Origin of the sequence: Microcoleus sp. LAD1_D5, from assembly GCF_036702115.1 — a bacterium.
GTDB lineage: Bacteria > Cyanobacteriota > Cyanobacteriia > Cyanobacteriales > Microcoleaceae > Microcoleus.
Genome location: NZ_JAUBSA010000008.1, coordinates 104,887 through 130,983, shown reverse-complemented (window position 1 = coordinate 130,983; position 26,097 = coordinate 104,887). Strand labels below are relative to the sequence as shown.

23 protein-coding genes are annotated in these 26,097 nt (G+C 45.5%); 12 read left to right on the top strand and 11 right to left on the bottom strand.

Features of this window, described 5'->3' with window-relative positions:
• Nucleotides 1–8: 8 nt before the first annotated feature.
• A complete protein-coding gene (locus QUA70_RS06335; RefSeq protein WP_333327513.1) occupies nt 9–638 on the top strand; it encodes a YraN family protein in 630 nt (209 codons plus the stop codon).
• Nucleotides 639–835: 197 nt separating this feature from the next.
• Here QUA70_RS06335 and QUA70_RS06330 read toward each other — a convergent pair whose 3' ends face one another.
• Nucleotides 836–1,225: a hypothetical protein gene (locus QUA70_RS06330; protein WP_006632408.1), complete on the bottom strand. Its 390-nt coding sequence runs from the start codon at nt 1,223–1,225 to the stop codon at nt 836–838.
• Between the two features lie 148 nt (nt 1,226–1,373).
• Between QUA70_RS06330 and queA the strand changes: the two genes are divergently transcribed.
• Nucleotides 1,374–2,510: a tRNA preQ1(34) S-adenosylmethionine ribosyltransferase-isomerase QueA gene (gene queA / locus QUA70_RS06325; protein ID WP_333345632.1), complete on the top strand. Its 1,137-nt coding sequence runs from the start codon at nt 1,374–1,376 to the stop codon at nt 2,508–2,510.
• A gap of 31 nt (nt 2,511–2,541) precedes the next feature.
• On the opposite strand, the gene QUA70_RS06320 is transcribed toward queA, so the two are convergent.
• From QUA70_RS06320 to QUA70_RS06310, 3 genes are all read right to left on the bottom strand, one after another.
• Nucleotides 2,542–2,676 (bottom strand): hypothetical protein, encoded by a 135-nt coding sequence (locus tag QUA70_RS06320; protein WP_333135483.1) that lies wholly within the window; start codon nt 2,674–2,676, stop codon nt 2,542–2,544.
• A gap of 455 nt (nt 2,677–3,131) precedes the next feature.
• Nucleotides 3,132–3,305, bottom strand: a complete 174-nt coding sequence (rpmF, locus tag QUA70_RS06315) for a 50S ribosomal protein L32 (protein WP_006632406.1) — start codon at nt 3,303–3,305, stop codon at nt 3,132–3,134.
• A 180-nt stretch (nt 3,306–3,485) separates the two neighbouring features.
• A complete protein-coding gene (locus QUA70_RS06310; RefSeq protein WP_333327508.1) occupies nt 3,486–3,962 on the bottom strand; it encodes a TM2 domain-containing protein in 477 nt (158 codons plus the stop codon).
• Between the two features lie 393 nt (nt 3,963–4,355).
• Here QUA70_RS06310 and acsF point away from each other — a divergent pair, with 393 nt between their 5' ends.
• Complete coding sequence (gene acsF, locus QUA70_RS06305; protein ID WP_333154677.1) at nt 4,356–5,432, top strand: magnesium-protoporphyrin IX monomethyl ester (oxidative) cyclase; 1,077 nt, start codon at nt 4,356–4,358, stop codon at nt 5,430–5,432.
• A gap of 350 nt (nt 5,433–5,782) precedes the next feature.
• Nucleotides 5,783–7,297 carry a phospholipid carrier-dependent glycosyltransferase gene (locus QUA70_RS06300; RefSeq protein ID WP_333345629.1) on the top strand — a complete coding sequence of 505 codons (1,515 nt, stop codon included), beginning with the start codon at nt 5,783–5,785 and terminating at the stop codon, nt 7,295–7,297.
• 150 nt (nt 7,298–7,447) lie between these two features.
• Here the strand turns inward: QUA70_RS06300 and trmB are convergent, their stop codons facing one another.
• From trmB to csaB, 3 genes are all read right to left on the bottom strand, one after another.
• Entirely contained in the window at nt 7,448–8,080 is a 633-nt protein-coding gene (trmB, locus tag QUA70_RS06295; protein ID WP_333345627.1) for a tRNA (guanosine(46)-N7)-methyltransferase TrmB, read from the bottom strand.
• Nucleotides 8,081–8,239: 159 nt separating this feature from the next.
• On the bottom strand, nt 8,240–8,950 hold the full coding sequence (locus tag QUA70_RS06290) for a Uma2 family endonuclease (protein ID WP_333345625.1): 711 nt from the start codon (nt 8,948–8,950) through the stop codon (nt 8,240–8,242).
• 22 nt (nt 8,951–8,972) lie between these two features.
• Nucleotides 8,973–10,010 (bottom strand): polysaccharide pyruvyl transferase CsaB, encoded by a 1,038-nt coding sequence (gene csaB / locus QUA70_RS06285; RefSeq protein ID WP_333345622.1) that lies wholly within the window; start codon nt 10,008–10,010, stop codon nt 8,973–8,975.
• A gap of 272 nt (nt 10,011–10,282) precedes the next feature.
• On the opposite strand from csaB, the gene QUA70_RS06280 reads away from it, so the two are divergent.
• The 3 genes from QUA70_RS06280 to QUA70_RS06270 all read left to right on the top strand — a co-directional run bounded on the left by QUA70_RS06280 (nt 10,283) and on the right by QUA70_RS06270 (nt 15,050).
• Nucleotides 10,283–10,597, top strand: coding sequence for a DUF2499 domain-containing protein (locus tag QUA70_RS06280; RefSeq protein ID WP_333327494.1), 315 nt, complete (start codon nt 10,283–10,285; stop codon nt 10,595–10,597).
• 16 nt (nt 10,598–10,613) lie between these two features.
• Complete coding sequence (locus QUA70_RS06275; protein ID WP_333327493.1) at nt 10,614–11,033, top strand: lysozyme inhibitor LprI family protein; 420 nt, start codon at nt 10,614–10,616, stop codon at nt 11,031–11,033.
• A gap of 189 nt (nt 11,034–11,222) precedes the next feature.
• A complete protein-coding gene (locus QUA70_RS06270; protein ID WP_333345620.1) occupies nt 11,223–15,050 on the top strand; it encodes a DNA polymerase III subunit alpha in 3,828 nt (1,275 codons plus the stop codon).
• 42 nt (nt 15,051–15,092) lie between these two features.
• Here the strand turns inward: QUA70_RS06270 and QUA70_RS06265 are convergent, their stop codons facing one another.
• Nucleotides 15,093–15,392 (bottom strand): DUF3593 domain-containing protein, encoded by a 300-nt coding sequence (locus QUA70_RS06265; RefSeq protein WP_333327487.1) that lies wholly within the window; start codon nt 15,390–15,392, stop codon nt 15,093–15,095.
• Between the two features lie 297 nt (nt 15,393–15,689).
• A complete protein-coding gene (locus tag QUA70_RS06260; RefSeq protein WP_333327484.1) occupies nt 15,690–16,340 on the bottom strand; it encodes an ATP-binding protein in 651 nt (216 codons plus the stop codon).
• Nucleotides 16,341–16,510: 170 nt separating this feature from the next.
• Here QUA70_RS06260 and QUA70_RS06255 point away from each other — a divergent pair, with 170 nt between their 5' ends.
• Complete coding sequence (locus QUA70_RS06255) at nt 16,511–16,720, top strand: hypothetical protein (RefSeq protein WP_333345617.1); 210 nt, start codon at nt 16,511–16,513, stop codon at nt 16,718–16,720.
• A 205-nt stretch (nt 16,721–16,925) separates the two neighbouring features.
• A complete protein-coding gene (locus QUA70_RS06250; protein WP_333410339.1) occupies nt 16,926–17,669 on the top strand; it encodes a pentapeptide repeat-containing protein in 744 nt (247 codons plus the stop codon).
• Between the two features lie 102 nt (nt 17,670–17,771).
• Here the strand turns inward: QUA70_RS06250 and QUA70_RS06245 are convergent, their stop codons facing one another.
• Together QUA70_RS06245 and gatA are read right to left on the bottom strand one after the other, a co-directional pair.
• Nucleotides 17,772–18,758, bottom strand: coding sequence for an alpha/beta fold hydrolase (locus tag QUA70_RS06245; protein WP_333345612.1), 987 nt, complete (start codon nt 18,756–18,758; stop codon nt 17,772–17,774).
• Nucleotides 18,759–18,876: 118 nt separating this feature from the next.
• Nucleotides 18,877–20,337 (bottom strand): Asp-tRNA(Asn)/Glu-tRNA(Gln) amidotransferase subunit GatA, encoded by a 1,461-nt coding sequence (gene gatA, locus QUA70_RS06240; RefSeq protein ID WP_333327474.1) that lies wholly within the window; start codon nt 20,335–20,337, stop codon nt 18,877–18,879.
• A gap of 1,103 nt (nt 20,338–21,440) precedes the next feature.
• Between gatA and QUA70_RS06235 the strand changes: the two genes are divergently transcribed.
• The 3 genes from QUA70_RS06235 to QUA70_RS06225 all read left to right on the top strand — a co-directional run bounded on the left by QUA70_RS06235 (nt 21,441) and on the right by QUA70_RS06225 (nt 26,004).
• A complete protein-coding gene (locus QUA70_RS06235; RefSeq protein WP_333044446.1) occupies nt 21,441–21,896 on the top strand; it encodes a helix-turn-helix domain-containing protein in 456 nt (151 codons plus the stop codon).
• Nucleotides 21,897–22,124: 228 nt separating this feature from the next.
• Nucleotides 22,125–23,426 carry a serine hydrolase gene (locus QUA70_RS06230; RefSeq protein WP_333327467.1) on the top strand — a complete coding sequence of 434 codons (1,302 nt, stop codon included), beginning with the start codon at nt 22,125–22,127 and terminating at the stop codon, nt 23,424–23,426.
• A 25-nt stretch (nt 23,427–23,451) separates the two neighbouring features.
• Nucleotides 23,452–26,004: a bifunctional serine/threonine-protein kinase/ABC transporter substrate-binding protein gene (locus QUA70_RS06225; RefSeq protein ID WP_333327464.1), complete on the top strand. Its 2,553-nt coding sequence runs from the start codon at nt 23,452–23,454 to the stop codon at nt 26,002–26,004.
• Nucleotides 26,005–26,097 lie beyond the last annotated feature (93 nt).

Sequence of the window (26,097 nt, the reverse complement as noted above, 5' to 3'; positions counted from 1 at the left end):
TAAAGCTAATGGGCAGCCGTGACAGTTCAGAATTGAATTCTACCAGAAAGCGCGTCAAGCGTAGCTATCCCGTAGGGAATCGCCCGTTAGCGACGGCTGACTCCAATTGCCCCCAATCCCCAAACTCTAGGGATATCGGCACATTGGGAGAAAACTTAGTCGCCGACTGGTTGCAGCAGCAAGGTTGGGAAATCCTGCACCGGCAGTGGCACTGTCGCTGGGGAGAGATTGACATCATCGCACTCGGAAGAGATGAAGAAAGCGAAATCAACAGAGGTAAAGAAAATTCCCCATTCCCCATTCCCCATTCCCCATTCCCCATTCCCCATTCCCAAACATTAGCATTTGTAGAGGTAAAAACTCGCCGCCGGGGAAATTGGGATGCTGGTGGAATGCTGGCTGTTACCACCACAAAACAAGCCAAACTTTGGCAAACAGCCGAAATATTTTTAAGCACTCATCCAGATTTAGCCAATAATTATTGTCGCTTTGATGTCGCTTTAGTCATGTGCGAACCTTCACAACAAAAAACTAAGCGAATATTACCACCATTAACAGCAGCGCACTCTCAATCCGCCGTTGCAGGAAACTACCGACTCACCCTGCAAGAATACATTCCCTCGGCTTTTAGCAATTAAAAATATATAATTAAAAGTTAGAGGGTAAAATCTCAAACAATGCCACTAGGTAATTTTTAATTGTTAACTTGCCTAGGCTGTCGCGCATTTTTCTCTTGAGCTTTAACGGAGCTGAAAAAAGCGTTAAATCTTCTCCCGCTTTGCCCTTCTCTCCCTCTCCTGTTCTGTCATCACAGTTAATTTATATGCGTAGCAATCTAGGCCAGAGTTTCCGGGCAATATCCCAGGCCCTTGACAAACTGCTGGCGAAACGCTTCAATTTCTTTGCGGTCAGGGCTGCCGTGACAAACCACTGCCACCTGGTAGCGGCGCATCACGCTCAGCGGCGACTGTCCGGTTTCCAAACTCCAAAGTGCCATTTGCAAGCGAATTTCAGGATCGTAAGGAATCCCGAGTTCGTTCATAAAAGCCCGAAAATCCCCGTGCATTTCGGGAGTTAAATATTGGCTCATTTTCACCTTTACCACCCAGCCGTCAATTTGGTGAATAACAGTGATAAATTGCAAGGGAAGATGATGAGCCGTGCGTAGGTAATCCACGACTCTCAGAGTAAGGCTAGTATTGGCGATGTAGTAGAGGTATTCCATAACGATCCTTATGAGCAAAGCTGATGCTATACCTCTATCCTCGCGGGCTATACCCGCCACCACAAGGGGAAAAGCACCCGACTTTGAATGGGGGTTTTTACCCAATTTGTTACCCAGTTGACAGATCGATCGCACAGGAATTGACTTGATGACAGAGCTTGACTGGTCTTTGGACGGCTACGACTACGAACTTCCGCCCTCGCGCATTGCCCAAAATCCCGTAGTGCCGAGGGACAGTTCTCGCTTGCTGGCTGTAGATTCTCCCAGCAGCCACCAACACCGGATTTTCCGGGATTTACCCGATTTGCTGCAACCGGGCGACTTGCTGGTACTGAACAACACCCGCGTGCTGCCAGCGAGGCTCTACGGGCACAAACCCAACGGCCCGGCTGTGGAGATATTGTTGATGGAAGAACGGCAGCACAACTGTTGGCTGGCTTTGGTTAAACCGGGGAAACGCTTAAAGTTGGGAGCAAAAATTGAGTTTGATCGCATCGCCCCTGCCTGTGAGGACTCTACCACAGCTCCTTGCTGTTGCCTTCCCGATGCCACGATGCCCGATCGCCGTCGATTGACTGCGACAGTTATAGATAGGGACGACGCAACAGGGGGACGGCTGTTGGAGTTTGACATCCCCACAGATGAGAATCTGGCGAAGTTTTTGGACGAATACGGCCACGTACCCCTGCCGCCCTATATCGACAATTCCCAAGCTTCAGCGGAACAGTACCAGACTGTTTATGCCGATCGGCTTGGGGCGGTGGCGGCCCCCACAGCAGGCCTGCACTTCACCGAAGAATTGTTCAGCCGCTTGGAACAGCGGGGAATCGAAAAAACTTTTGTCACCTTACACGTCGGAGTAGGGACGTTTCGCCCGGTGGAGGTGGCAGACGTAACGGCTCACAAAATGCACGGCGAATGGGTGGAAGTACCCGCCGCCACCGTTGAGAAAATTCGGGAAACTCAAGCCCGAGGCGGGCGGATTATTGCTGTGGGTACAACAGCAGTGCGAGCTTTAGAGGGAGCCGCGGCCGCGAGTGGCGATTTTTCCTTGCAACCTTTTTGCGGCCCGACCCATTTGTTTATCTACCCTGGTTACAAGTGGCGGGTTGTAGAGGGGATGATTACCAATTTTCACTTGCCCCGCTCTACTTTGATGATGATGGTAAGTGCGATGATTGGAAGGCCTCTGCTGTTGGATTTGTACCGAGAAGCTATCGAGCAACAGTACCGCTTTTATTCCTTTGGCGATGCCATGCTGATTTTACCGAAAAAATGGGTTTAAAGCCCCGTCCTTCCAGGACGGCTTTGATTAATTATTGGGGTTCAGGTAGCTGTTTGATATAGTCATTAATCAATTCAGCTACAGGAACTCCTTGCTTTTGAGCTATCCGAGCAATCTTGTCTTTCAACTGCTTTGTCGTTCTGATATTGATTCTCTCAGTCTTCATGGCAACTTATCCCATTTGGGTGTACACTAAGACTATGCCACAGGTAGAGTAACCGCCGATACACATGAGACACCAAGCTCAAACGACTGGTCGGAAAACAATAATGGCTAGTGGGTAGCGAATGCCACGAATAAAAACAGCTAGGTTAACCAACGTAAACCAAAACCAGACAAGTCAAAAAATAAAGATTAAATGTACCGTGGGGCACACGGGAACGTGAGAAGTAATTCTCAAACGCTTGGGGAGACAAAGCCCTCTGGGGTTATCTAAGTTAGGCTCGATGCTTGGTTCAATCGGACGGGTATTTGGTTTAAGTATTGCCGCAAGGATAGATAATTTTAAGGTGGGTCGCTGAACCAAGAATCCTCGTACCTGATAGTCGAGGAGTGTCAACAACAGCAAAAAAGGATTGATCGATCGGGCATCGGGTTCGCCCCATGCCCGGTATTCCGTTTCTATTCTTCCTCCTCTTCTTCATTGCCGGGATACACAAAGCTGTTGGAACGCCCAGTCAGAACAGATTTGCCCAGAGACAGAGCTTTCTGAGCTGCCACGACAGCTTTGCGCTTCCATGTGGCCTTACGCATATTCTTCTTGGATTTGGAGGTTTTCTTCTTAGGGACTGCCATGACGCTAAATACTTTTTGCTTGCTTATATAGACAAACAAACATTCTAGCCGATTTTGTCGGCAATGCTTACTCGAAAAACCGCAATAACTGCTCGGTCAGCAATATCAAGTAGTAGGGTGCGTCAGCGATTAGCTTCTGGAAAAATAGACCAAATCCCCTAGGTAACGCACCCGCAGCAGCTAAAGTTCGTGAAAGTGGTAGATCACGACGCCTGTTACGGCATCGTTCTCGATACTCACATAACCCGTTTTGAGCATTGCCGTGAAAGCCTCTTCCACTTCGGCAAAAGTAGCGCCGGTTGCCATCACCCCTTGGGTGACAGATAATCTTCCGTTCTTGGTATAAGCTGCCTTCAGGAGTTTAATCCCTAACTGGTCTGGAGTTTGCTTGGGATATGTCGCGGCGATCGCCCCGCTGACTGGATATAGCGGTAGACCTTCGCGAGATACGCCGAGTTTGCCCCTGAGACTGGCATTGCGTTCGTCCACCATGTTCGGCAGCAGCAGCAAGTCAAACAATTGCCCAAACCCAAACAAACCAAAGGTAAACAGCCACAGCAAACCCGTACCAATCTTGCCGTTGTAGAGGCGGTGGAGTCCGAATGGGCCGAAAAAACAAGCTGCCCATAAAAGGTAACTAACACCTAAATTGCTCATTTTCTGACCGTCCTGCCTGGTTATTCTAAGAATTGGAGTCCCTCTATACATTGTGTACTTTCTATCTCGTGTTTAAACAGCTTGACATGGGCATTTATTTGTGTGGTAGCCTAATAAACTGACAAAAGGCAAAATTTGGTTTCCCAATACCTTCTGTCTGGAAGCCCATGAGTAATTTTGCGTAGCAATTCTTAACGCCAGCAACATATTTGCGCGGGCGAGAGCTTGGTAAACTGGAGGGCGTGGAAATTACAGCAGCTTAGACCTGGATTCCACACGGAGCGCCAAACCAAGCGCACCGCCAGCGCTGGCCGGACATACACGAGCGCGATCGCCCGCAGTACCCGACAATGGAAACAAGCGAGTAGTTATAAGCAGAAATCCAATAAAAATATGGTAGATTCCCTCAAAAAACCCACTTTTGAAGAACTGCGGCCGGGAGTGAAAGCCCCAGCCAAAGAAACTATTCTCACGCCGAGATTTTACACAACAGACTTTGACGAGATGGCCAAAATGGACATCTCCGTAAATGAAGCCGAACTAGAAGCAATTATCCAAGAGTTCCGCGTTGACTACAACAAAAACCACTTCGTGCGGGATGAGGAGTTCGCTCAATCTTGGGATCACATTGACGGCGAAAAACGCCAGTTGTTCATTGAATTCCTGGAACGTTCATGCACCGCTGAGTTTTCTGGGTTCTTGCTTTACAAAGAATTGGGACGCAGGCTCAAAGACAAAAATCCAGTGCTCGCCGAGGGTTTCAACCTGATGTCGCGAGACGAAGCGCGGCACGCCGGATTCCTCAACAAAGCCCTGTCCGACTTTAATTTGTCCCTGGATTTGGGTTTCTTGACAAAGAGCCGCAGTTACACATTCTTTAAGCCGAAGTTTATTTTCTACGCCACTTACTTGTCTGAAAAGATCGGTTATTGGCGCTACATCACGATTTATCAGCACTTAAAAGCCCATCCTGAAGACCAGATTTATCCGATTTTCCGATTCTTTGAAAATTGGTGCCAGGATGAAAACCGCCACGGAGATTTCTTCGATGCGGTGATGAGAGCTCAGCCTCAGATGTTGAACGATTGGCGCGCTAAGCTTTGGTGCCGTTTCTTCTTGCTGTCAGTGTTCGCCACAATGTATCTCAATGATATCCAGCGCGCCGGTTTTTATCGATCGCTCGGTCTCGATGCTCGCGAATACGACATCGAAGTGATTAAAAAGACCAACGAAACCGCAGGCCGCGTATTCCCCGTGATGCTCGACGTGAACAATCCAGAATTTTATGAACGGCTGGATGTTTGCCTCAAGAACAATCAGCAGTTGACAGCAATTGTTGCTTCTAATACTCCGAAATTCTTGCAGTTCTTCCAAAAATTGCCTTTGTATCTGTCGAACGGCTGGCAATTAGTGAAGCTGTACTTCATGAAAACAATTGAATCACCTTCAGTACAGGGCGCTGTGCGTTAAGTTTTGATTTTTCATCCTCTGTGACGGCGGTTCTGCGGCAAGCAGAGCCGCTTTTTTTGGTATGATGTTAGATTAGTTTTCATGGGCGGGGGTGCGATCGGGTTGGTCACAGCAAAGGTTATACCATTTGACATTTTAGACTTCGGCGTGAGCGCTCACTCGAACGATTGTAGATTAAAGAATTGGGAATGACTGATGACTATCAAGGTTGGGAGCACGGGCCTACAGTTGCATTATTTTTTTAAACGGGTATTAAAAGTCATAATTATAATTGTTACGGTATCCCCTATTCAATATTTTTAAATTCGCGATCGCCATCAAATCTAGCATTTACTATTTACTGCTGTTTTATGAAAATCAACAAAAAACAATTCAACAGATCTACTTTAGTTTTTTGCTTAGGAATGTTCGCTGTGTTCCTCCTATCCTTAACACTACGCTTTTGGGAACTAGAACGATTTAACACCTTAGTATTTGACGAGGTTTACTACGCTAAATTTGCCAACAATTATCTGACAAAAACTCCTTTTTTCAACGCTCACCCGCCTCTGAGCCAGTACATAATTGCGATCGGCATTTGGATCGGCACTCATCTTCCCTTCGGAAAAACCGCCGTCAACAGTATGGCTGGCTCCCTGCTTTCCCCTTGGGATTACCGCTGGCTGAATGCTCTCACAGGTTCCTTTATTCCCCTAGTTGTGGGAGGGCTAGCTTATCAGCTAGTTCGGCGCCGCACCTTTGCTTTTCTTGCTGCTTTATTGATTGCCTGCGACGGTTTGTTTTTAGTTGAGTCTCGCTACGCGCTGAACAACATTTATCTGGTTTTATTTGGAATTTTAGGTCAGTTATTTATTTTAAAATCCGTAGAAGCCGAAGGCAAAAAGCGCTGGCTTTGGCTGGTACTCGCCGGGATAGGTTTCGGCGCATCTGCGGCTATCAAATGGAACGGATTATGGTTTCTTTTCGGTACTTATCTAATTTTAATCTGTGCTTGGGCAGTTCGTTTTATCCAGGGTAACAGAGGAAATGAAGAACAAAGCCGCGAGGTAAATTCTGCTCTAATTCCTCCCGAAAGTCCCGTACAAAAACTGACTAAACTCAATTTTATAGAACTCTGCTTGAGTCTAGCTATTATTCCTATTGTAGTTTACAGCATCTCTTGGATTCCTCACCTGCACTTTAATCCAACTCCCAATTTCTGGCAGATGCAAACGGAGATTTTGACTTATCACCAGCGGATTAAAAGCGGCTCCGATGTACATCCTTACTGTTCCACATGGTACAGTTGGCCTTTGATGCTGCGCCCCATAGTTTACTTCTACAAAACTACTAGCAACAATGCACCCCCCGATCCGGTTTTGCCGCCTTTACCTGAAGGTGCAACTCAGGCAATTTTTGACGTTCACGCAATGGGAAATCCATTGCTTTGGTGGCTGTCAACCTTAGCTTTACTGCTAGTAATAGGAGTTTTAGTTCACCGGATTTTGGTGTGGCTGCAAACGCGCAGCGAGGCTGATATTGACACGATAGAACAGCAGCGGCCGATTTTGTTTCCGCCGACTGCTGAAATGTGGCTGGGGTTATATTTAATAGTTAATTGGGCCGCTAATTTGCTGCCTTGGGTGAAGGTGACTCGCTGCATATTTTTGTACCATTATATGGGCTGTTCTGTGTTTGCAGCCTTAGCACTTGCTTGGTGGGTTGACAGGTGGCTGCACAGCCCTCAAACTCGACTCCGAGGGATGGGGGTAACAATTATTTTTCTGGTTTTGGGTGCTTTTATTTTCTGGATGCCTATCTATTTGGGACTGCCTTTGTCGCAAATGGAATGGAAAATTAGGATGTGGCTGCCGTCTTGGGTTTAAGTTAGAAATAATTCCTTTAGGAACAGGCTTTCCGGCCCGTTCCACAAGAAAATTAAGTGTTGTGGAACAGGCCGGAAAGCCTGTTCCTAACAAAGGTGCAAGATGTAAGTTATAACGTTTATTACCAAGGTGAGTTTGCAAAAGCGAGCATTATTTTTGATACAGTGCTCGATAAACTGGTTCGCCCCGTTTCAGAGTAGCAATTTCTCTTTCCGTAGGAACAGGCAGGGGATTTTCTGCTAACCATTCGCCCCCATTTTGACGTTTAAAACTAGGGTGAGATGAAAAGCGATCGCACATTTCCCTTTCTACTTCTTCAATATCTGACTGGATAAAAACTTCGCCGCCAATTGCCAGATAAGTTGCCAATTCGTTGACTAATTCCTGCTGCACCACCCGCCGTTTGTGGTGCTTTTTCTTGAACCACGGATCGGGAAACTGAATGCTAACCCGCTGCAAAATACCGGGGGGTAAAGTTTCTAAGATTGGTTTGAGAGAACTATTCGCATTGCAAAACAAATAGTGCAAATTTGTCAAGCCTTTTTCGTCCCGCCAAAGATTCGCCTCTTCTACCAGAGGTTCCCGAATTTCTAATCCGAGAAAATTCCAGTCAGTTTGTACTTGCGCCATATGCCACAAAAACCGTCCTCTGCCACAGCCGATATCTAAATGCAGCGGTAAATTTAAGTCGGCATAGATTTTAGTCCAATCCGGAGGACTTGCAGATGCTTGATATCTAATTGATAGGGGATTGACGTGTTCCCGCACTCTTACTCTTGCCAATTTTGCTGTCTCCTGAATGTAATTTTGAACCGCTGAGGAAGGCTGATTAACGTGGATTAACGCAGATAAATATTGATTTTTGCGATATTGTTCAATACTTTTTAATTAATGAGCAATATTAAATTGCAGAGGGACAATTTTAAATTGCTCATTATTGCACTAGGCCTCTGGTTCAATGCCTGCTGCTCTTAATTGCGCGGCTAGTCGATCGGCTCGCTGCCTTTCCCTTTCCACCATCTCTGCTCCCCACAATAACATCTCTCCCCTCTCATCCCACCACCGCAACCAATATCCGGTTCTTTCGGCTTTTGTTCCCTGCCAAACACCCAAAAATAACCCAACTCCTTCTATCCTATAACGACCGTTTAAATCAGGTTGCTGTATTTGATAATCTCCTGATGAATCCAACTGGTAGACTTCTAACACTCCAGCGGCTGGCTCAAAAAGTGCATAGATTGGAACTCGCAATACTTGTCTATAAAAAAACCATTTCCCCGGTGGATAAGTTGGCTTGTTAGAATATTCATCGTAGGAAGTAGCTGACAATAACTCCATGACGAAGACCGGAATTTCGCCTTCTAAGTTTGGAGTGTAACTGCGGCGAATTTCTTGACGAGAAAGCGGCTGTACGTTGCGAGCATAAAACAAATCGGGAGCTTTGATAACTAGCTTATTATCTAAGGTGGCACAAATCCCCATATTAGGGGCAACTAATGTTCCCTCCAAAATTAGCCCCGCGATTTCTAAGATTTCTCGCAAGGCGGCAGCGAGTAAGGGCTGGTCGATATTTTGCAGAAGTTGCTCCTCTAAAATGAAATCATCTGGCAATTTTTCCCAGGTAATTTTTAAGTCGGCTGTACTGACTGTCATTGTATTTCACCTCTGAATGAGATTACTGGAGCGCGGCTCGCAATACTTCGCGATGAAAGAGCGATCGCTCTACTATGAATTTTATCCTGTCTGGCGATAAGGCGTCGCCGTTAGCATAGTGTTCGATCCAGGTTTTGCTGATTAAATAAGGATCGTCTGGCAATTCTGATAATAAGTATCCCGGCATTTCTAGCTCTTCCATTAACTGGCTGACTTTGGGATCGTAGCTGAGGGCAAAACAGCGACATTCTTCGGATGCTGCCATAATTAAACTGTGGTAGCGCATCCCGATCGCCATTTCGACTCCCCGGAACACTCCTTTCAACTTTCTGGGGTCGTCTAAACTGAGGATGCAGCTTCTTTTCGGCAGGGCTTCGTGCAAATGTTGGGCAATTTCTAAGTCGTGAGACGCTTGAAAAGGCAGCAGCAAAATTAAGGTGCGAGTTGCTTTTTGAAAGTCAACTAAAGCTTGAGTTAAGATTGACAAACGGGCGGGAGTTAGTGTAGAGTGAGAACGCAAACAAACAGCCACTCTGGGCGCAGGTAAATCCCACAAACCCGACACGGGAGAATTCTCCAAAGCCCACACGGGATCGGGCGCTAAAGTAAAGGGAATTTGCCAATCTGCAAGTAAAGTAGCTGAACCTTTATCCCGCACGCTGACTGCGGTGCATCCAGCAAAACAGCGCTGAGATAACTTGCGAGTCATTTCGCGCTTCAAAGGCCCAATTCCCTGAGCCCAAGCAATAGTTTTTAAGCCCATCCGCTGCGCTAATCCCATCAAACCGCCATAATAGAAAGGGCTCGCAATGCTAGTAGCGTCTTGGATTAAACTGCCGCCGCCCCAGATTAGGGCGTCGGATGTGCGGAGTGTTTCGAGAACTTGAAAGGCATTCATGCGATCGCGCGCAGCTACCCCGTACCGCTGATTTGTCTCGACAGGATTGCCAGACAGGACGATCGGCGTCACCTCATCTGGTAACATTTGCAGTAGCGATGCCAACAGCGCCTCGTCGCCGCCGTTGCCTTTACCGTAATAGCCGCACAAAATTGCTCGCATTTCTACTCTTTTCTTTGTTTGTGATGGGGAATCTAACTATTTTAGATTTTGGATTTTAGATTTTTTTGAGATTTGAAATTTGATAATACTACTACCCAAAAAAATGCTACTCTCAGCAAGCTTCAACGCTTTACGTCATCAGTCAGGTCAAATCGCAAATCTAATAAAATCTCAAATCGCTAATCTCAAATTGTATGACGCATCATACTTTAATATGACAGTTGCGTAAGTCCCGATCGATAAATCTTTCATCTTCGTTCAAAATACAAAAAATGCACGCTTTGTCAATTCCCACCTGGATTATTCACGTCTCTAGCGTCGTCGAGTGGATTGCCGCCATCTGGTTAATTTGGACTTACGGCGAAGTCACTCAAAACCGAGCTTGGTGGGCCCTTTCCGCCGGAATGCTGCCCGCTCTCGTCAGTGCTATGTGTGCCTGTACATGGCACTATTTTGACAACTCTCCCGCCCTAGAATGGATCGTTACCCTGCAAGCGGCGATGACTCTCTTCGGCAATTTTACTCTATGGGCGGCGGCTTGGTGGATTTGGCGATCGGTTCAGCCAGCAGAGAAAATTAAAGATTAAAAACAGGAGAAACTAAGTGAAAAATAGCACTATTGGGGTAAAATTTGCGGCAAGTTTGCTTTTGTTGACAGCGGGATTTTTGCTTCCCAGCCAAGCCAGTAACATTCCCGTACAAGTCGCCCAACAGCCTAACTGCAAAAGTCCTCAAACCACGGTAGAGATGAATGTCTGTTCCAGTCAAGAGTTTCAGGCAGCCGACCGAAAGCTCAATCAAGTCTATCAGCAACTGCAAGCAAAAATCAGCAGTAGACAAAAGCAGAGATTGACGGTGGCACAGCGTACTTGGATTAAATTTCGAGATGAAAATTGTGATTATGCAAAAGGACAGTTTGAAGGCGGTTCTTTGGCTGCTTCTACCTACGGTTATTGCAGGGCCAGAGTGACGCAAGAACGGATTAAAGATTTGGAAGGTTATTTGAAACAAGCAAATTTGTAAAAATTCGATCGCCAGGGAGAATAATTTACCCATTCCACCATTAATACCGCAACAACCTCATCTTTTGCACTTTTAGAAGCCCCAGCACAAACCAGCTCAAGAGTGATATAAAGCTTTGTTTTTTATTTTACCCTTTGACACGCCGATGGTGTAAAATCTAAATTCTCAAATCTTATATTTTAAATCCCTATGTCCTTTGTTGGTTTGCACATTCACAGCGATTATAGCTTACTAGATGGGGCTTCTCAGCTACAACAGCTCGCAGAACGGGCGGTGGAATTGGGGATGCCCGCGATCGCCCTTACAGACCACGGGGTGATGTACGGGGCGATCGAGCTAATCAAAGTTTGCCGAAATAAAAATATCAAGCCGATTATTGGCAATGAAATGTATGTCGTCAACGGCGACATAGAAGTAAAAGTTCGAGGTAGAAGAAAATACCATCAAGTTGTTTTAGCTAAAAATACCCAAGGTTATAAAAACCTCGTCAAACTAACCACAATTTCCCATTTAAAAGGAATGCCGGAAAGAGGTATTTTTGCCCGACCTTGCATCAACAAGGAACTGCTCAAACAATACTCCGAAGGTTTAATTGTCACCAGTGCTTGTTTGGGTGGGGAAGTTCCCCAAATGATTCTGCAAAACAAGCTAGATGCTGCCCGTGAAGTAGCCACATGGTATAAAGAAGTATTTGGGGAAGATTACTATATAGAAATTCAAGACCACGGTTCCCCAGAAGACCGAATGGTTAATGTTGAAATTGTCAAAATTGCCCGCGAACTCAACATTAAAATAATTGCCACCAATGATTCTCACTATATTTCCTGCAACGACGTAGAAGCACACGATGCTTTGCTGTGCATTAACACAAACAAACTGATTGAAGAAGACAAGCGGATGCGCTACAGCGGTACTGAATATCTTAAGTCTGCTATGGAGATGGCGCAACTGTTTCGAGACCATTTGGATGATGAAACAATCAAAGAGGCGATCGACACCACTTTAGAAGTCGCAAATAAAATAAAATCTTACGACATCATGGGGGAATCCCGCATTCCCAACTATCCAATTCCCCCAGAACACACGGCCGACACTTATGTCGAAGAAATATCATGGAAAGGACTCTTAGAACGCCTCAGAGCTAGAAGCCGCAATGAAATTCCCGCCGTATACAAAGAACGGCTGGAATACGAACTAAAAATGATTCAGCAGATGGGTTTTTCCACCTACTTTTTAGTAGTTTGGGACTACATGAAATATGCCAGGGACAACCACATTCCCGTAGGGCCAGGACGCGGTTCCGCCGCAGGTTCTTTAGTTGCCTACGTCTTAAAAATTACCAATATTGACCCCGTACATCACGGACTGCTATTCGAGCGATTCCTCAATCCCGAACGCAAATCAATGCCAGATATCGATAGCGATTTCTGCATAGAAAGACGGGACGATATGATTAAATACGTTACTGAAAAGTATGGCGAAGAGCGCGTAGCGCAAATTATTACTTTCAACAGAATGACATCAAAAGCTGTTTTGAAAGATGTTGCCAGAGTGTTAGGCATTCCCTACAAAAAAGCAGACGAGATGGCTAAATTAATTCCCGTATCGCGGGGAAAACCGGAAAAACTTAAAGTGATGATTTCCGGTGAAACACCTGCACAGGAATTTAAAGACAACTACGAAAATACAATTTGCATCAATGAAGAGACAGGTACAGAAGTCCCTGTTCGTCAGTGGATTGACATGGCAATTCGGATTGAAGGAACCAACAAAACCTTTGGTGTTCATGCGGCTGGTGTAGTGATTTCTTCAGACCCGCTAGATGAAATTGTACCGCTACAAAAGAATAACGACGGTGCTGTGATTACGCAGTATTATATGGAAGATTTGGAAGCACTAGGTCTTCTGAAAATGGATTTTTTGGGATTGAAAAATTTGACAACTCTCCAAAAAACTGTTGATTATATCAAGCAAACCCAAAATCTAATTGTTGATCCAGAAATGCTACCTTCTGATATTGAGCGAAGAGCTCAAGAGACTTTTGGCAGAATCAAAAAGTTACCGGATGATGTAGATAAAACTTATAGACTTTTAGAAAGGGGAGATTTAGAAGGTATTTTTCAGTTAGAATCCTCTGGAATGCTGGATGTAGTGAAAAAACTAAAACCTTCCTGTCTGGATGATATTTCTTCTATTTTGGCACTTTACCGACCCGGCCCGCTGGATGCAGGTTTGATTCCTCAGTTTATTGACTGCAAGCACGGTAAAACAGTTGAGTACGATCATCCCCTATTAGAGCCAATTTTAAAAGAGACTTACGGAACGCTGTGCTTTCAAGAGCAAATTATGCGGATGGCTCAAGATTTGGCGGGCTATTCTTTGGGTCAAGCTGACTTGCTGCGGCGCGCAATGGGCAAGAAGAAAGCTGATGAAATGCAGAAGCAAAAGGAAACGTTTATCGACGGGGCAACTAAGAATGGAGTTAGCCAAAGAATTGCTGAAAAGTTGTTCGCGCAGATGCTGCAATTCGCGGAATATTGTTTTAATAAATCCCATTCAATGGCTTATGCCTATATCACTTATCAAACTGCCTATTTAAAGGCAAATTATCCTCTAGAATACATGGCTGCACTGCTGACTGCTAACAGGGGCGATCAGGAGAAAGTACAGAAATATATTGCCAATTGTCTCAAGCTGGGTATTGATGTTGATCCCCCAGATGTTAATAGCTCTGAACTTACTTTTACACCGCTGCCTAAACAGATGACTGGATGTGCAAAAGATAAAATTTTGTTTGGGGTTTCGGCGGTAAAAAATGTGGGGGAGGGAGCAATTGAAAATATTTTGGCGGCGCGGCAGGAAGGGGGTAAGTTTAAATCGCTGGCTGATTTGTGCGATCGCGTAAATCTCCATTCTGTCAACCGCCGCGCTCTAGAAGCTTTAATTCAATGCGGTGCTTTTGACAAAATTGACACCAACCGTAATCAATTAATAAACGACCTGGAAGGGGTCATTAAATGGGCGCAAGACCGCAAAAGAGATCGAGAAAGTGGCCAAGGCAATCTATTTGATTTGTTGGGTACGAGCTTCGGAAAGTCGGCAAGTACCTATGACTCTGCTCCCAAATCAAAGCCTGTAAAAGATTTGGACAAACAGGATAAATTGCGTTTAGAAAAAGAATTGCTGGGCTTTTATGTATCAGAACATCCCCTAAAGTTTCTCCTGCAAGTAAACCCAGACCCCGATGTAGTGACTCTCGAACAGTTAGCAGATAAAAAGGGTAAAGTATCAGTTATTGTCATGCTCAGCGCTATCAAACTTGTAGTGACCAAAAAAGGCGATGCGATGGCAATTTTGCAATTAGAAGATTTGACACATCAAATAAAAGCTGTTGTGTTCCCCAAGGCTTATGAACAAGTGAAACCTTACATTGTAGAGAATGCTATCTTACAGATTAGTGGAAAAATTGAGAAAGATGGGGAGGAAATTCAGATAATTGTAGACACTGCAAAGCCGGTTGAAACAGTACAGGTTACAGAGGAAATAGAGAGGGCGGAACCGGAAATAAACAACTCTTGGCCGGCGGAACCAGTCAACGTTGTACGATCGACAAAACCTGTGGAAGTTTTAGAAATGGTGATTGTTAAGCTGACACCGCAGCAAGTACAAGACGGGAAAAAACTTAATTCCCTGAAAGCTATTTTGCAAGAACTTTCCAATCGGGGACAAGATGCTAGCGTGTCGGTGGGGGGAATTGTTGTCGGTGAATATTCCTGTCAACCCCTTCGCATTAACCCTCAATTGTGGGTGCAAGATGGCGAGGGAACTGTTAGCCGTCTCAAGTCGGCTGGATTTGATGCTTGGGTTTTTCCTCTAGAGAATCGCGGGGATGCTGCGGTGTTTCGAGAAATGCGATCGCAACTTAATGTCCATTCTTGGGCCAGTCGTTTACTTGACACTGACACCGATCGCATTCACCAGTATCTCAATTATCTCGCCCAATTAAACAGACGCTAGCTAAATGAAAGTTTCGCATTAATCCCAACTACCCTCTCAAGTTTATTCTGGCGAGGATTCTTTGGCTTTAATCACCGCTTCTCTAAAGCCTAAAACTAATAAAATATTGGCAATTGTTAAGAATACTTCTGCAGAACCGTGCAGCCAATCGACATTGGCTAGTGACTCGTTGTAAACAACTTTTGCGTAAATCGCGGCGGGAATCGTCACCGCCACAAAAACGAGAGTGCCGTAAAATCCCATCAGAGCTAAACGGGGTGTTTTTCCCGATCGAGTCAAAAACCAGAGAAATCCCAAGTAGGGAAATAAAGACAGAACAAATAAAGTTTCTTTGGAAATCATTAGTAATTGGTGAGCGACCAGATACTATGATAAATTAAAAGCTCAAAAATTAGTGTGAATAATTTTTAAATTTTGATGTTTAGTTTTTAATATTTAATTAGACAGATGCGTCCCTTTCTATCGAACTGCTATAGAGTCACTCAAGACCATAGCTCTTAAACTAAGCCGCAGCAGGTCGGCAGTATTCAAAACCCCTCACCCAAGCAGAGACAAAACCCGTAACTTTTCCCCTAACACCGTTTTTAGCATAACCCATTTTTAACCGTGCCAGTCGGTTAATTGTCCCTCTCTCCAAAGCTACCCAGCAATTAGAAATAGAGACGGTGCCAAACCTTTCTGTCTGCTCGGCATCAAGCAAGCATCGTTCAAAACTTCTAAATCCAAGCCGTTATTTCTATCGGCTGCCAGAATTTCCTTCAGCTTAGCATCAAAATCAAAACACGGGCCGCAATCCCAAACTTTGAGTTCCAACCGTCCTTTAAATACCCTAATTTCCAGTTGAACAGGAGTTTCTACTGGCAGATTTTTGTGAGCGTGGCGAACTGCATTAGTGAAACCTTCAGCCAATGCCAACTGAAACTTCCACCAAACCTCATTGGGGAGCGATAAATCTTTCAACTGCTCAAACCACCAAAAAACTTGAGTTAAAGCATTCACATCTGTGTTGACTTGCAGGCTAAGATGTTGAACACAAGTTTCATGCAGCTCTTCTTCCTGCTCTGTTTCAGTCTGCCAATCCCAGGTGTTTAATAAATTCATTAACCCATCTAAAACACTAGCCTTTTTTATATTTTGGGATCGATTGCGACCTTCTACTTCGTAAGTTTTGGTCAGCGACAAACAATTTCGATTGTCGAGAGTCCGGGTGTAACTGAGCTCGTCTGCAATCTGCCACATGAGTTTGATCCCCCTGCCGCCTTCTGCAAGTTGATCTATGCTGTTAGACATCTATTTTCCTCGTCTGAAAGTATTAGCTGTACCCAATTTTCCCACCCGCCGAGACACCCGGTATCTTTTTTATACTTGCTTGCTCGGTATTATTTCGGGGATCACACAAAAATGCTATCTTTTTTATAGAAGGCAGCGCATCAGCAATATGTCTTAAGAGTCTAAGCCAATTGGCTTATTTACCGATCGCCTGTACGGAGAACGATCGCCCTCGGCAGCAAAATCCAACTGCATCGATTACAAATACTTATCCGTTGTCGGAGTCTGCCACTTGCCGCAGCCGTCGCCAGATCCAGAATCCCTGGCATTTAGCGCCTCCGGCCGATCGCCGTTCGCTGCCAGGGAGCCTTGATGTGCGGGCTTTCATCCCCAAGGCGTAAGTAATATCGGTGAGCGCGATCGAACCTTACGCAGTCGAGTCGCGTCCATCTACTAGACTAGGACTTACGCAAAAAACCCAGTTTCTGCTTAGAATATTGGGTTTGACAGCGAGGAATTAACGAGGAAACCGGGTTTTTGGTCCCCCGCACGTAAGTCCAGCAGACAAATCGGTGATGAAAGGCAGTTACAGGACTTACCAAGACTATGACCAAAATCAAACTGAAAATTCTGACTGCAGCGATAATGCTACTCCCATTTTGCGCCGCACTTCCCTTGCAAGCTCAAAATCTGTCTCTAGTCAAGCGGCTGCTAGAAACCAGAGGATGTCCCGGATGCGACTTATTTGGCGCTTCCTTGAGCCGTGCAGATTTGTTTGGCGCTTCCTTGAGCCGCGCCACTCTCAGCAGGGCCGACTTAGTTGATGCCGACTTGACTGCAGCTGATTTAATGGAAGCTAATTTAAACCACGCCAACATGAGAAACGCCTTTTTGGCTGACGCCGACCTCAGCAAAGCCGACATGAGCAGGGCCGACATCAGGGGAGCCAACTTAGAAAATGCCAACCTCAGCGAGAGTTTTCTGCGAGGCGCATCCCTCCAGTTGGCTAACTTAAAATGCAGTAATTTGAGCGCCGCCAAACTAAATAGAACCGACCTGAGAAATGCTGATTTAAGCGGTGCAAATCTCATCGGTGCCGACCTCCAAGAAGCCGATTTAAGCGGTGCAAATCTCAGCGGTGCCGACCTTAGATCTGCCGACTTGAGGGATGCGAGATTGAACAAAGCTAATCTCACAGATGCCAATCTCTGCGGCGCCCGGATGCCGGACAAAAAAACCTCTCGGCGAGGCTGCGAAGTTAAGAAAGAACAAGTTATAAGCACGAACAATTACTGCAATTACTGCTATGCTTTGAATGACTGGTGGCTGAATGTATTAAGGTTCTACTAAGCAGTATAATCGTCATCACTACTTTGTTTAATATGTACTGTTAGAAGTGCGAGTAGGCGGTACAGATATCACACTTAACCTGTTACCGCCAAGAGCTTTTATCTACTTTGAAGAACCTAAAAATTGGCTCAATATTTGCAGATATTCTGCGCCCCCGATATGTGCCACATTAGTGTGACCTCCATCAGGAACTATGTAAAGCTGTTTGGGCTCAGGTGCTGCCTCAAACATTTTTTTGCTCATTTCCACTGGAACTACATTGTCAGCAGCCCCGTGAATAAACAGCACAGGCATTTGCAGGCGATCGACTTTTGAAAGAGAATCAAACCGCTGTGTCAGCAAAAAATCGATCGGAAACATCCAAAACAAGCCTTTTTGGAACTCCACCATCGCCCGCGTCGAAGTAAAAGAGCCCTCTACAATTAACCCGGCCGCCTCCGGGTGACGCACGGCTAGATCGATCGCGATCGCCCCTCCCAAAGAATGACCGTAGATATAAATTTGATTCGGGTTAATCCCCCGCTGGTTCACCAAATAATCCCAAGCAAGTTGAGCATCCTCATAAACCTGAGATTCACTCGGAAAATCGCCCTGGCTTTTGCCATAACCACGATAATCCATCACAAATACCGACAAACCTAATCGATGAAATCGATAAGCGTGTTCGACATTTGCTCCCACATTTGAAGCATTGCCGTGCAGGTACAAAACTACCCCCCCTAACCCCCCCTTGTTAAGGGCGGGAACCGCAGCGATGGCCCGTTTGTCACTGTGCGGCGTAGCCAGAAACGACTCCCCCTTTCTTGCTCCACCCCTTGCTAAGGGGGGGCTGGGGGGATTTTCCGAGGCAGGAATCCACCACCCGTGCACGCTTTCCACCGCGCCTGTTTTAGTTGAAATTGGCAGCCAAACATCTTGATATTTCAACTGAAAATCATCGGGCGTAGTTTCGATCGCTCGCGCAGGAAAAAAGATAAACTTACCTTGCGCTACAAATAGGAATACACAAGCAGCAGAATAAGCAACGGCCAAAACTATCCCAAAAGCTATTAGCGATTTAGACAAAAGGAATACTAGCAACTTGTTCATAGATAGAGCACGCGGGAAATTAGAGATCGCTCAAAAGCTAATGGCAAATGATTAATTCAGACAATTAGCCAAGATCGATTACTAACTTCCGCCGCAGCATTCCGCCGAGTTTCAAAAATTAATCCAATTCCGGGTGGTGTAAGTGCCAATTCGTAGACTGTTCGTAAGCGTGAGCCACTTGAAACAACCGAGATTCTTGCAAAACATTACCAATCAGTTGTATACCCACGGGCAGTCCTTTATCATCAAATCCGCAGGGCAAACTCAAAGCTGGCAAACCAGCAAGATTCACGGGAATAGTCATCAAATCTGACAAATACATACTCAGGGGGTCATTGAATTTTTCGCCTGCCTTAAATGCGGTAGTAGGAGCTGTGGGACAGACTAAAACATCAACTTGAGAAAAAGCTTTTTCAAAGTCTTCTTTAATCAAAGTCCGAACTTTTTGAGCTTTTAGATAATAGGCATCGTAATATCCAGCCGACAATACGTAAGTGCCGATCGCAATCCGGCGTTTAACTTCCGCACCGAACCCTTGAGAGCGAGTTTTGGCATACATATCCAAAAGATTATCGGAGTCGGGAGACCGGAAACCATACTTGACTCCATCATATCGCGCCAAATTTGCCGAAGCTTCCGAGGGAGCAATGATGTAGTAAGTGGGCAAACCGTAGCGGAAGCGGGGACAAGAAATGACTTGAATTTCTGCGCCCAATTGTTGAAATTGCTCGATCGCCTTAGTAACAGCGTCTTTAACCCCAGAGTCGAGCCCTACACCAAAAGTTTCTTTAATTACACCAATTCTAATCTGACCCTTCGGTCGCAAACTGGGTCTTAAAGCTTGAGCGTAGTCAGGAATTGGGACATTAAGACTCGTGGAATCTCTCGGATCGTAACCGGCGATCGCCCCCAACAAAATCGCCGAATCCTCAACAGTCCGGCCAAAGGGCCCGATTTGATCGAGAGAAGAAGCATAGGCCACCAAACCGTAGCGAGAAACCAACCCATAAGTGGGTTTCAGCCCCACCAACCCGCAAAAAGCAGCAGGTTGGCGGATTGAGCCCCCAGTATCCGAACCCAAACTCACGACGCATTCTCCAGCGGCCACTGCTGCGGCAGAACCGCCAGAAGACCCTCCGGGCACACGCTCCAAGTCCCAAGGATTCGCGGTAACTTGATAGGCAGAAGTTTCCGTCGAGCTCCCCATTGCAAACTCGTCCATATTCGCCTTACCCACAATCACCGCACCGGCTGCTTGGAGTTTGGAGACGACGGTTGCATCGTAGGGAGGCACAAAATTCTCCAAAATCCGAGAGGCGCAGGTTGTGGGAACGCCCTCGGTACACATATTATCTTTAACGGCGATCGGGATGCCGGCCAACAGGCCAATTTGCTCTCCGGCTGCGATTTGGGCATCCACTTTATGGGCCTGCGCCAATGCGCTGTCTGCCGTCACGCACAGAAAGCTTTTCAACTTCGGCTCTAGCTGGGTAATTCGGTCTAATGTTTCTTGAGTAATTTCCACAGCAGAGCGTTCTTTATTGACCAGTTGTCGGTGCAACTCGCGGATGGATGCCATGCTCGTACCTTTATCATTTCTACTTTGAGACAATACAGTTAATATAGCTGGCAATTGTACCTGCTTACAGCCCGAAGGCAAAGTCCGCTATTTTTGTGGCGAAAGTTCGAGCCTCAAAGAGGGTTCCGCTAACGCGCGATCGGTCATTTTAGATACAATAGATTAAGTTCCCAAAATTGCACCGGACAAAAAATAGCGATAGAGTTTTTTACCTAATCTTTTAACAAACCAAGAATGCAACTGTATCACGACTGATGCAAATAGTGGTTAGACGCGACATTTATATGAGTAAGGGGTAAGGTGTGCAATGCGGCCCCTACATAATTAGGTTCGGTGTCCAAGAATGTGTATGCACAATCACAATCATTAGGAAATTAGTCATTCCCAATTCTGTCATCTAAATTATAAAATATGAGAAGCCAGATTCTCTTCAACGCAACCCAGGATTTATGGTATAAAAAAAGGCATAAGAAATAAACTAATTCCTTATTGTGACTGCTTTGTTTTGGAAAGTTTTTCAGAAAATATTTTAATACTTTCTGACAAATAATTACCATTCTTGTTAGATATAATTTATTGTTAAAAACATATATTGAAGCATCTGAAGCTAATTTTGGACGAGATTACTCGTCTCCTGACTATTTAGAAAAAAATAAACTGAAAATAGAAAATTATGATAAAGAAAATATTAGACTAGGGCTGCACCTTCCCTAATAATTATAACCCGATTATGAAGCTCACTTTTTTAGTCAAAAATGACTGAAAGTTATCAGTCATCCGAGTGAATTAATGCCGGCTGCGCGATCGAAGAAAATAGTGATCGACCTTTTCCCATCCGCGCCCATTGTGCCAGAGGTCAAAAAGCCTGTCAGAAATCTGGGGTTCACAAAAAAGCTCGAAACGCTCACCGCCACGCGGACGCCTCCTGTTGCGCGCACTTGCAAAAAACCAGCAGTCCTTCCTCAAGTGTGACTAGCTGCGTGCATCTGGGGTAAAAAAAGCTACTTATTTGCCCCAACGATCCCCAGGAAAATAATTTCATCCGGAATTATCCCCAAAACCAAAGATATATGGTAAGAAGTTCCCGATGCCCCGTTGGAGGAATGCCACCTAAAGCTCACTTAGAATCCCACCTGACGGCAGAGGAACTCAAAATTCGCTACCGGCAGGCACAAAACACCACAGAGTCGCGCCGCTGGCACTTGCTGCTGTTAGTTTCCAGAAATTGGACTATCAAACAAGCAGCCCAAGTCGTAGGCCTCAACTACGACTATGCCAAAGAAATTGTCCAGCGCTACAACCGAGAAGGGCCTAACTCTGTGAGAAATCGCAGCGGAGACCGCCAGCCCCCTCCTGCGAAATCCTTGCTGAATCCTGAAGAGCAAGAAGAACTGCGACAAGCGCTGCAAGGCCCGGCCCCCGACGGCGGAGACTGGACAGGCCCCAAAGTAGCTCGCTGGATTGCCGAAAAAATCGGTAGCGATCATGTCTGGCCCCAACGCGGCTGGGATTACCTCAAGCGGTTGGGTGCCGACTGGCGACGGCGGCGCAAAAAGTAGATAGTTCGCAATATTTAAAGGGGGTTGATTGCTTTGGTGCGATCGCTCCCTTTATTTTGGTTATTTTGCCACATTGGCGCGATCAAAACCATTTTAGATTTTAGATTTTAGATTTTAGATTTTAGATTTGTTCTTCAATCTAAAATCTCCCATCTACAATCTCAAACCGTTTGACTGATGTAACAATAGCTGCTTATATTGAATGTGGTGGTGTTGAGGATGTTAAATATGCGAAATATAAGGTGTTTTTTGTCGATCGCCAACAAGATGGCGGCAGTAGTAGCCGGCATCGGACTGGTTCAGATGTTAACCATCGCAAGTTCATTCTCTCAATCATCTAACCCGCGTTCCTTAGACGAACTCTACAAAATTCGCGATCGGCTGATCACCGAATTAGAACAACCCTCCTCTCCCTCGCCAGAACCAACCATCCTCTCCGGCTTAGTTCCCTTCGCAGCCAATCCTCAAGAACAACTGCTACAGCAGTTGCAAGCGGTGGAAGCTCAAATATTAGTAGAACAGAGGGCTAAGGACGACTTACAGCAAGCAGTCCGTTTAGCCAACCGAGCTGTAGAAACTAAACGGCAGCCAAATCAGTCGATCGCATCTTCGCAGCAAACTCAATTTTTATGGCATCAGGCCCTCAACAACTTGCAGGAAGTTCCTCAAAATTCATTTTTAGCTTCGCTCACTGCCTCAAAAACTCAAGAATACCGGGAAAATTTAACAGCAGCAACCTTTCAAGTGCAGCAAGCAAAATCTGATTTTTTGGGTGCGCTTGCCCGGGAAAGCGGTTTGTCGGCTCAAGCTTCGATCGGCATTTGCAACCTTTCTAGAGAATGCGTAAACCTCCGGGGCGATGTACCTCCTGTCAGTCCGGCCAGCTTAATTAAATTGCCGATTGCTGTCGCCCTGATGCAAAAAGTCGAAAAAGAAAAAATTAGTCTAAACCAGGAAGTATTCGTCAATCGCGGTAATTTCACCGAAGACGCATCGGCAAAGATTAGGTCCAATCGCACTTACCCGCTACAGCTACTGTTAGAAGAAATGATCTATCGCAGCAGCAATATCGCCACCAATCAACTGATAGATTATTTGGGTTCGGATTACATCAATCAATATTTAGATAATAGCGGCTACGAAGTCACCCGCGTCAACTTCAAATTAATGGGCGAAAGAATTATGCCCTCCAACCCCGGTTCGGGTCGCAACCGCCTGACTGCTAACGAACTCACCGAAATGATGGTGCAAATTTACAACGGCGAAACACCCGGTGCTAAACTATTAATAGAAACTCTCAACCGGCAGTACGATCATGCTTTGGGATTTGCCGCGTTACAAGGAACCAAAGCTCAGTGGTTGGGCGAAAAAACCGGCCAAAATTCCCGCGTACTAGGCACAACTTTAGCGATGAGCATTGACGACGAGGCCTATGTGATTACTGTGATTGACAGCCGCAGCGGCGAGCTACAAATGCGCCAGTCTATTTCTAAAATTGCCGATTACATTAGTAAGGATCCCAGCTTTTAAAAATGTGAAAAATTGTAAAAAATCTATGTGCCTGTATCCAGGGGATATTTTGCGTGCTCGCTATCAAATTATCGCTCTATTAGGGGAGGGAGGGTTTGCCAGAACCTATACGGCTAACGATCAAGACCAACCCAACAATTCTCCTTGTGTCGTCAAGGAAATTCGACACCCTCAATCTACAGTTCCGGAGGTTTTGCAGAGGGCAAACGCTCAATTTGAAATAGAAGCAGAAGCTTTGCACCGCCTTGGTCAGCAGCACCCGCGCATTCCAAACTTAATAGATAGCTTTGAGGAAAATGGAAAATTTTACTTAATCCTAGAATACATTTATGGACAGTCGCTGAGCGAGGAATTAACTACAGGTACGCGATGGACGGAAAAACAAGTAATTGTCTTGTTGCAGGAAATTCTCTCCGTTATAGAGTTCGTCCACGGACAGGGAATGGTTCACCGAGACATTCATCCTGGCAACTTAATCAAACGTTCGTGCGACGGTTCGATTGTGTTGATAGATTTTGGGGCAGTTAGAGAAATCAGCACCTTGGGTGTTACCCATTCAGGCGAGATCACAACAACGCAGGCAATTGGCATCCGCGGTTATATGCCAGCCGAACAACTGTTGATGCCCTGGAACCCTCAGCCCTACAACGATATCTACGCTATCGGGGCGATCGCAGTCCAAGCGCTCACACATGTACATCCTAACAATCTGCCGCGAGATCCCCAGAGTTGCGAACTTCTATGGCACTACTCGACACCCGATAGAGAGCTCCCGCAGATTAGCGACAGTTTGAGAGGAGTTTTAAACAGAATGGTACGCTTTCCATACTGCGATCGCTATCACTCCGCTGCTGATGTTTTGCAGGATTTGCGATCGGTAACAGCATTGCACTCACCGTCGCCCGTTCAACTGCCTTCAGTGGAATTGGGCTCCGACACCAATATTGGGAACAGCTATCTTGCCTGTGCCACAACAAATAATCAAACTGTGCCACAGCCATCTTGTCTGTCAGAAGAGCTCTGTTCCACAACCGATAATCAAACTGTTTCACAGGCTTTCGGCTTGTTCTCCCAAAAATTGAGAGTCCGGCTGTCCGCGATCGCCCTCGTTGCGGCCGGAGGAGTGATCGCGATTTATTACAGCCTTTTCTCATCAAAAACTCGCTTAGTCTTCGGAGATGGCTTAAGTGCGGGAGAAGAAATTCTCTTTACAAGTTCTAGTCCTCGGTTCAAACAAAAAGGAGTGGACGAATTTGCATATTCAAAGTCTCAGTCAGCTTTTAATTTATTCAAAGAATCGTGGAATAAAGAAGACGGCAAAGATCCAGAAACTTTAATTTACATGAATAATGCCTTTCTAGAGGCGAGAAATGTTTCTTCTTACACAATTGCTGTTGCCCTTCCCATTCGTCGGAGAAATCCAGACAGTTCTGCTATGCTTGCAGACCAGGCAAAAGAAGTTCTGCGAGGCGTAGCTCAAGCGCAAACTGAAGTGAATTTAGGCTTAGTCGATTTTAGCAGTAAGGACTTTCCAGGTCAAGGTTTTTTACAAGGTAAAGCCATTAACCGCAAAGGACTAAAAGTAGTTATTGCTGACGATGCCAATAGCAAGTCAGAGGCTGAAGAAAGAGCCAAATCACTGGTGAAGCAACCAGATATTTTAGCGGTTATCGGTCACAATAACAGCGACATGACGATGCACGCTGTAGATATTTACAATCGAAATAACCTGGTTTTAATGTCTCCCGGAACTTCCACGGAAGAACTGACAGAATATCCTAGAAAATATTTTTTTCGGACTCCCTATACGAGCAAGTTAATGGCTAAAAATTTAGCGGAGTACCTGAGCGAAAAAAGTCAAAAAAAAGCAGTAGTTTTATACAATCCGGCCAGTCCTTTCGGCGCGTATTTTAGGCAAGAATTTACCAAAGATTTTCAAGACAGCAGAAGAGGAACAATCGCCAAGATTCGCGATTTCGATTTATCTAAAAAAGACTTTAACGCTCAAAGAGCAATAAAGGAAATCGAGGCAAAGGGAGAAACTGCGATCGCGTTAGTTCCAGACGCTCAAGTTACGAACTCCCTAAACAACGCTGTTGAAATAATGAAACTTAACCGCGATCGCAATTGGATTGTCGGGGCCTGGACGCTGATGCGGCCGCAAACTTTAGAACTTGCATCGCAGCAACACCATTTTAAGAAATTAGTCTTTTCTGTCGGCTGGCATCCGTTAAACAGTCCTAATAAAAAATTTCCTCAATCCACTCGATCGCTGTGGGGAGGAGAGGTAAATACCCGTACAGCTTTAGCTTACGATGCAGCGCGCGCACTCATAAAAGCATTGGAGATGCAGCCAAAACCCAGTCGTGAAGGAATGCAAAAAACTATTTCCGAACCCAATTTTAGGGCTTATGGAGCAACAGGAACCATTCAGTTTGAATCCCCGAACAATGGCGATCGCAAAAATCCTCCCAGCGATTTAGTGCATATTGTAGAGTGTCCAAAAGAGCAGTTCGGCCTCGCTTTTGTTCCCGTCAAGTATCCGACAGCGGCAGCGGCTGGTTTAAAGTGCGATTGAACTCCTTTTTGATTGATTTAATTCTCGGTAGTGTTGCATAGTAAGGATAAGGAGTTATAATTAAATTTAAATCTAGTAATTCGGTGAAGAACA

Coding starts and splice junctions, on each gene's coding strand:
- QUA70_RS06250 (WP_333410339.1), top strand. CDS start 16,926: ATGACCAAAATCAAACTGAAAATTCTGACTGCAGCGATAATGCTACTC.
- QUA70_RS06235 (WP_333044446.1), top strand. CDS start 21,441: ATGCCACCTAAAGCTCACTTAGAATCCCACCTGACGGCAGAGGAACTC.
- acsF (WP_333154677.1), top strand. CDS start 4,356: ATGGTAGATTCCCTCAAAAAACCCACTTTTGAAGAACTGCGGCCGGGA.
- QUA70_RS06330 (WP_006632408.1), bottom strand. CDS start 1,225: ATGGAATACCTCTACTACATCGCCAATACTAGCCTTACTCTGAGAGTC.
- QUA70_RS06320 (WP_333135483.1), bottom strand. CDS start 2,676: ATGAAGACTGAGAGAATCAATATCAGAACGACAAAGCAGTTGAAAGAC.
- QUA70_RS06270 (WP_333345620.1), top strand. CDS start 11,223: ATGTCCTTTGTTGGTTTGCACATTCACAGCGATTATAGCTTACTAGAT.
- QUA70_RS06300 (WP_333345629.1), top strand. CDS start 5,783: ATGAAAATCAACAAAAAACAATTCAACAGATCTACTTTAGTTTTTTGC.
- QUA70_RS06290 (WP_333345625.1), bottom strand. CDS start 8,950: ATGACAGTCAGTACAGCCGACTTAAAAATTACCTGGGAAAAATTGCCA.
- QUA70_RS06245 (WP_333345612.1), bottom strand. CDS start 18,758: ATGAACAAGTTGCTAGTATTCCTTTTGTCTAAATCGCTAATAGCTTTT.
- queA (WP_333345632.1), top strand. CDS start 1,374: ATGACAGAGCTTGACTGGTCTTTGGACGGCTACGACTACGAACTTCCG.
- QUA70_RS06260 (WP_333327484.1), bottom strand. CDS start 16,340: ATGTCTAACAGCATAGATCAACTTGCAGAAGGCGGCAGGGGGATCAAA.
- csaB (WP_333345622.1), bottom strand. CDS start 10,010: ATGCGAGCAATTTTGTGCGGCTATTACGGTAAAGGCAACGGCGGCGAC.
- QUA70_RS06335 (WP_333327513.1), top strand. CDS start 9: ATGGGCAGCCGTGACAGTTCAGAATTGAATTCTACCAGAAAGCGCGTC.
- QUA70_RS06230 (WP_333327467.1), top strand. CDS start 22,125: ATGCGAAATATAAGGTGTTTTTTGTCGATCGCCAACAAGATGGCGGCA.
- QUA70_RS06225 (WP_333327464.1), top strand. CDS start 23,452: ATGTGCCTGTATCCAGGGGATATTTTGCGTGCTCGCTATCAAATTATC.
- QUA70_RS06280 (WP_333327494.1), top strand. CDS start 10,283: ATGCACGCTTTGTCAATTCCCACCTGGATTATTCACGTCTCTAGCGTC.
- QUA70_RS06265 (WP_333327487.1), bottom strand. CDS start 15,392: ATGATTTCCAAAGAAACTTTATTTGTTCTGTCTTTATTTCCCTACTTG.
- gatA (WP_333327474.1), bottom strand. CDS start 20,337: ATGGCATCCATCCGCGAGTTGCACCGACAACTGGTCAATAAAGAACGC.
- QUA70_RS06310 (WP_333327508.1), bottom strand. CDS start 3,962: ATGAGCAATTTAGGTGTTAGTTACCTTTTATGGGCAGCTTGTTTTTTC.
- rpmF (WP_006632406.1), bottom strand. CDS start 3,305: ATGGCAGTCCCTAAGAAGAAAACCTCCAAATCCAAGAAGAATATGCGT.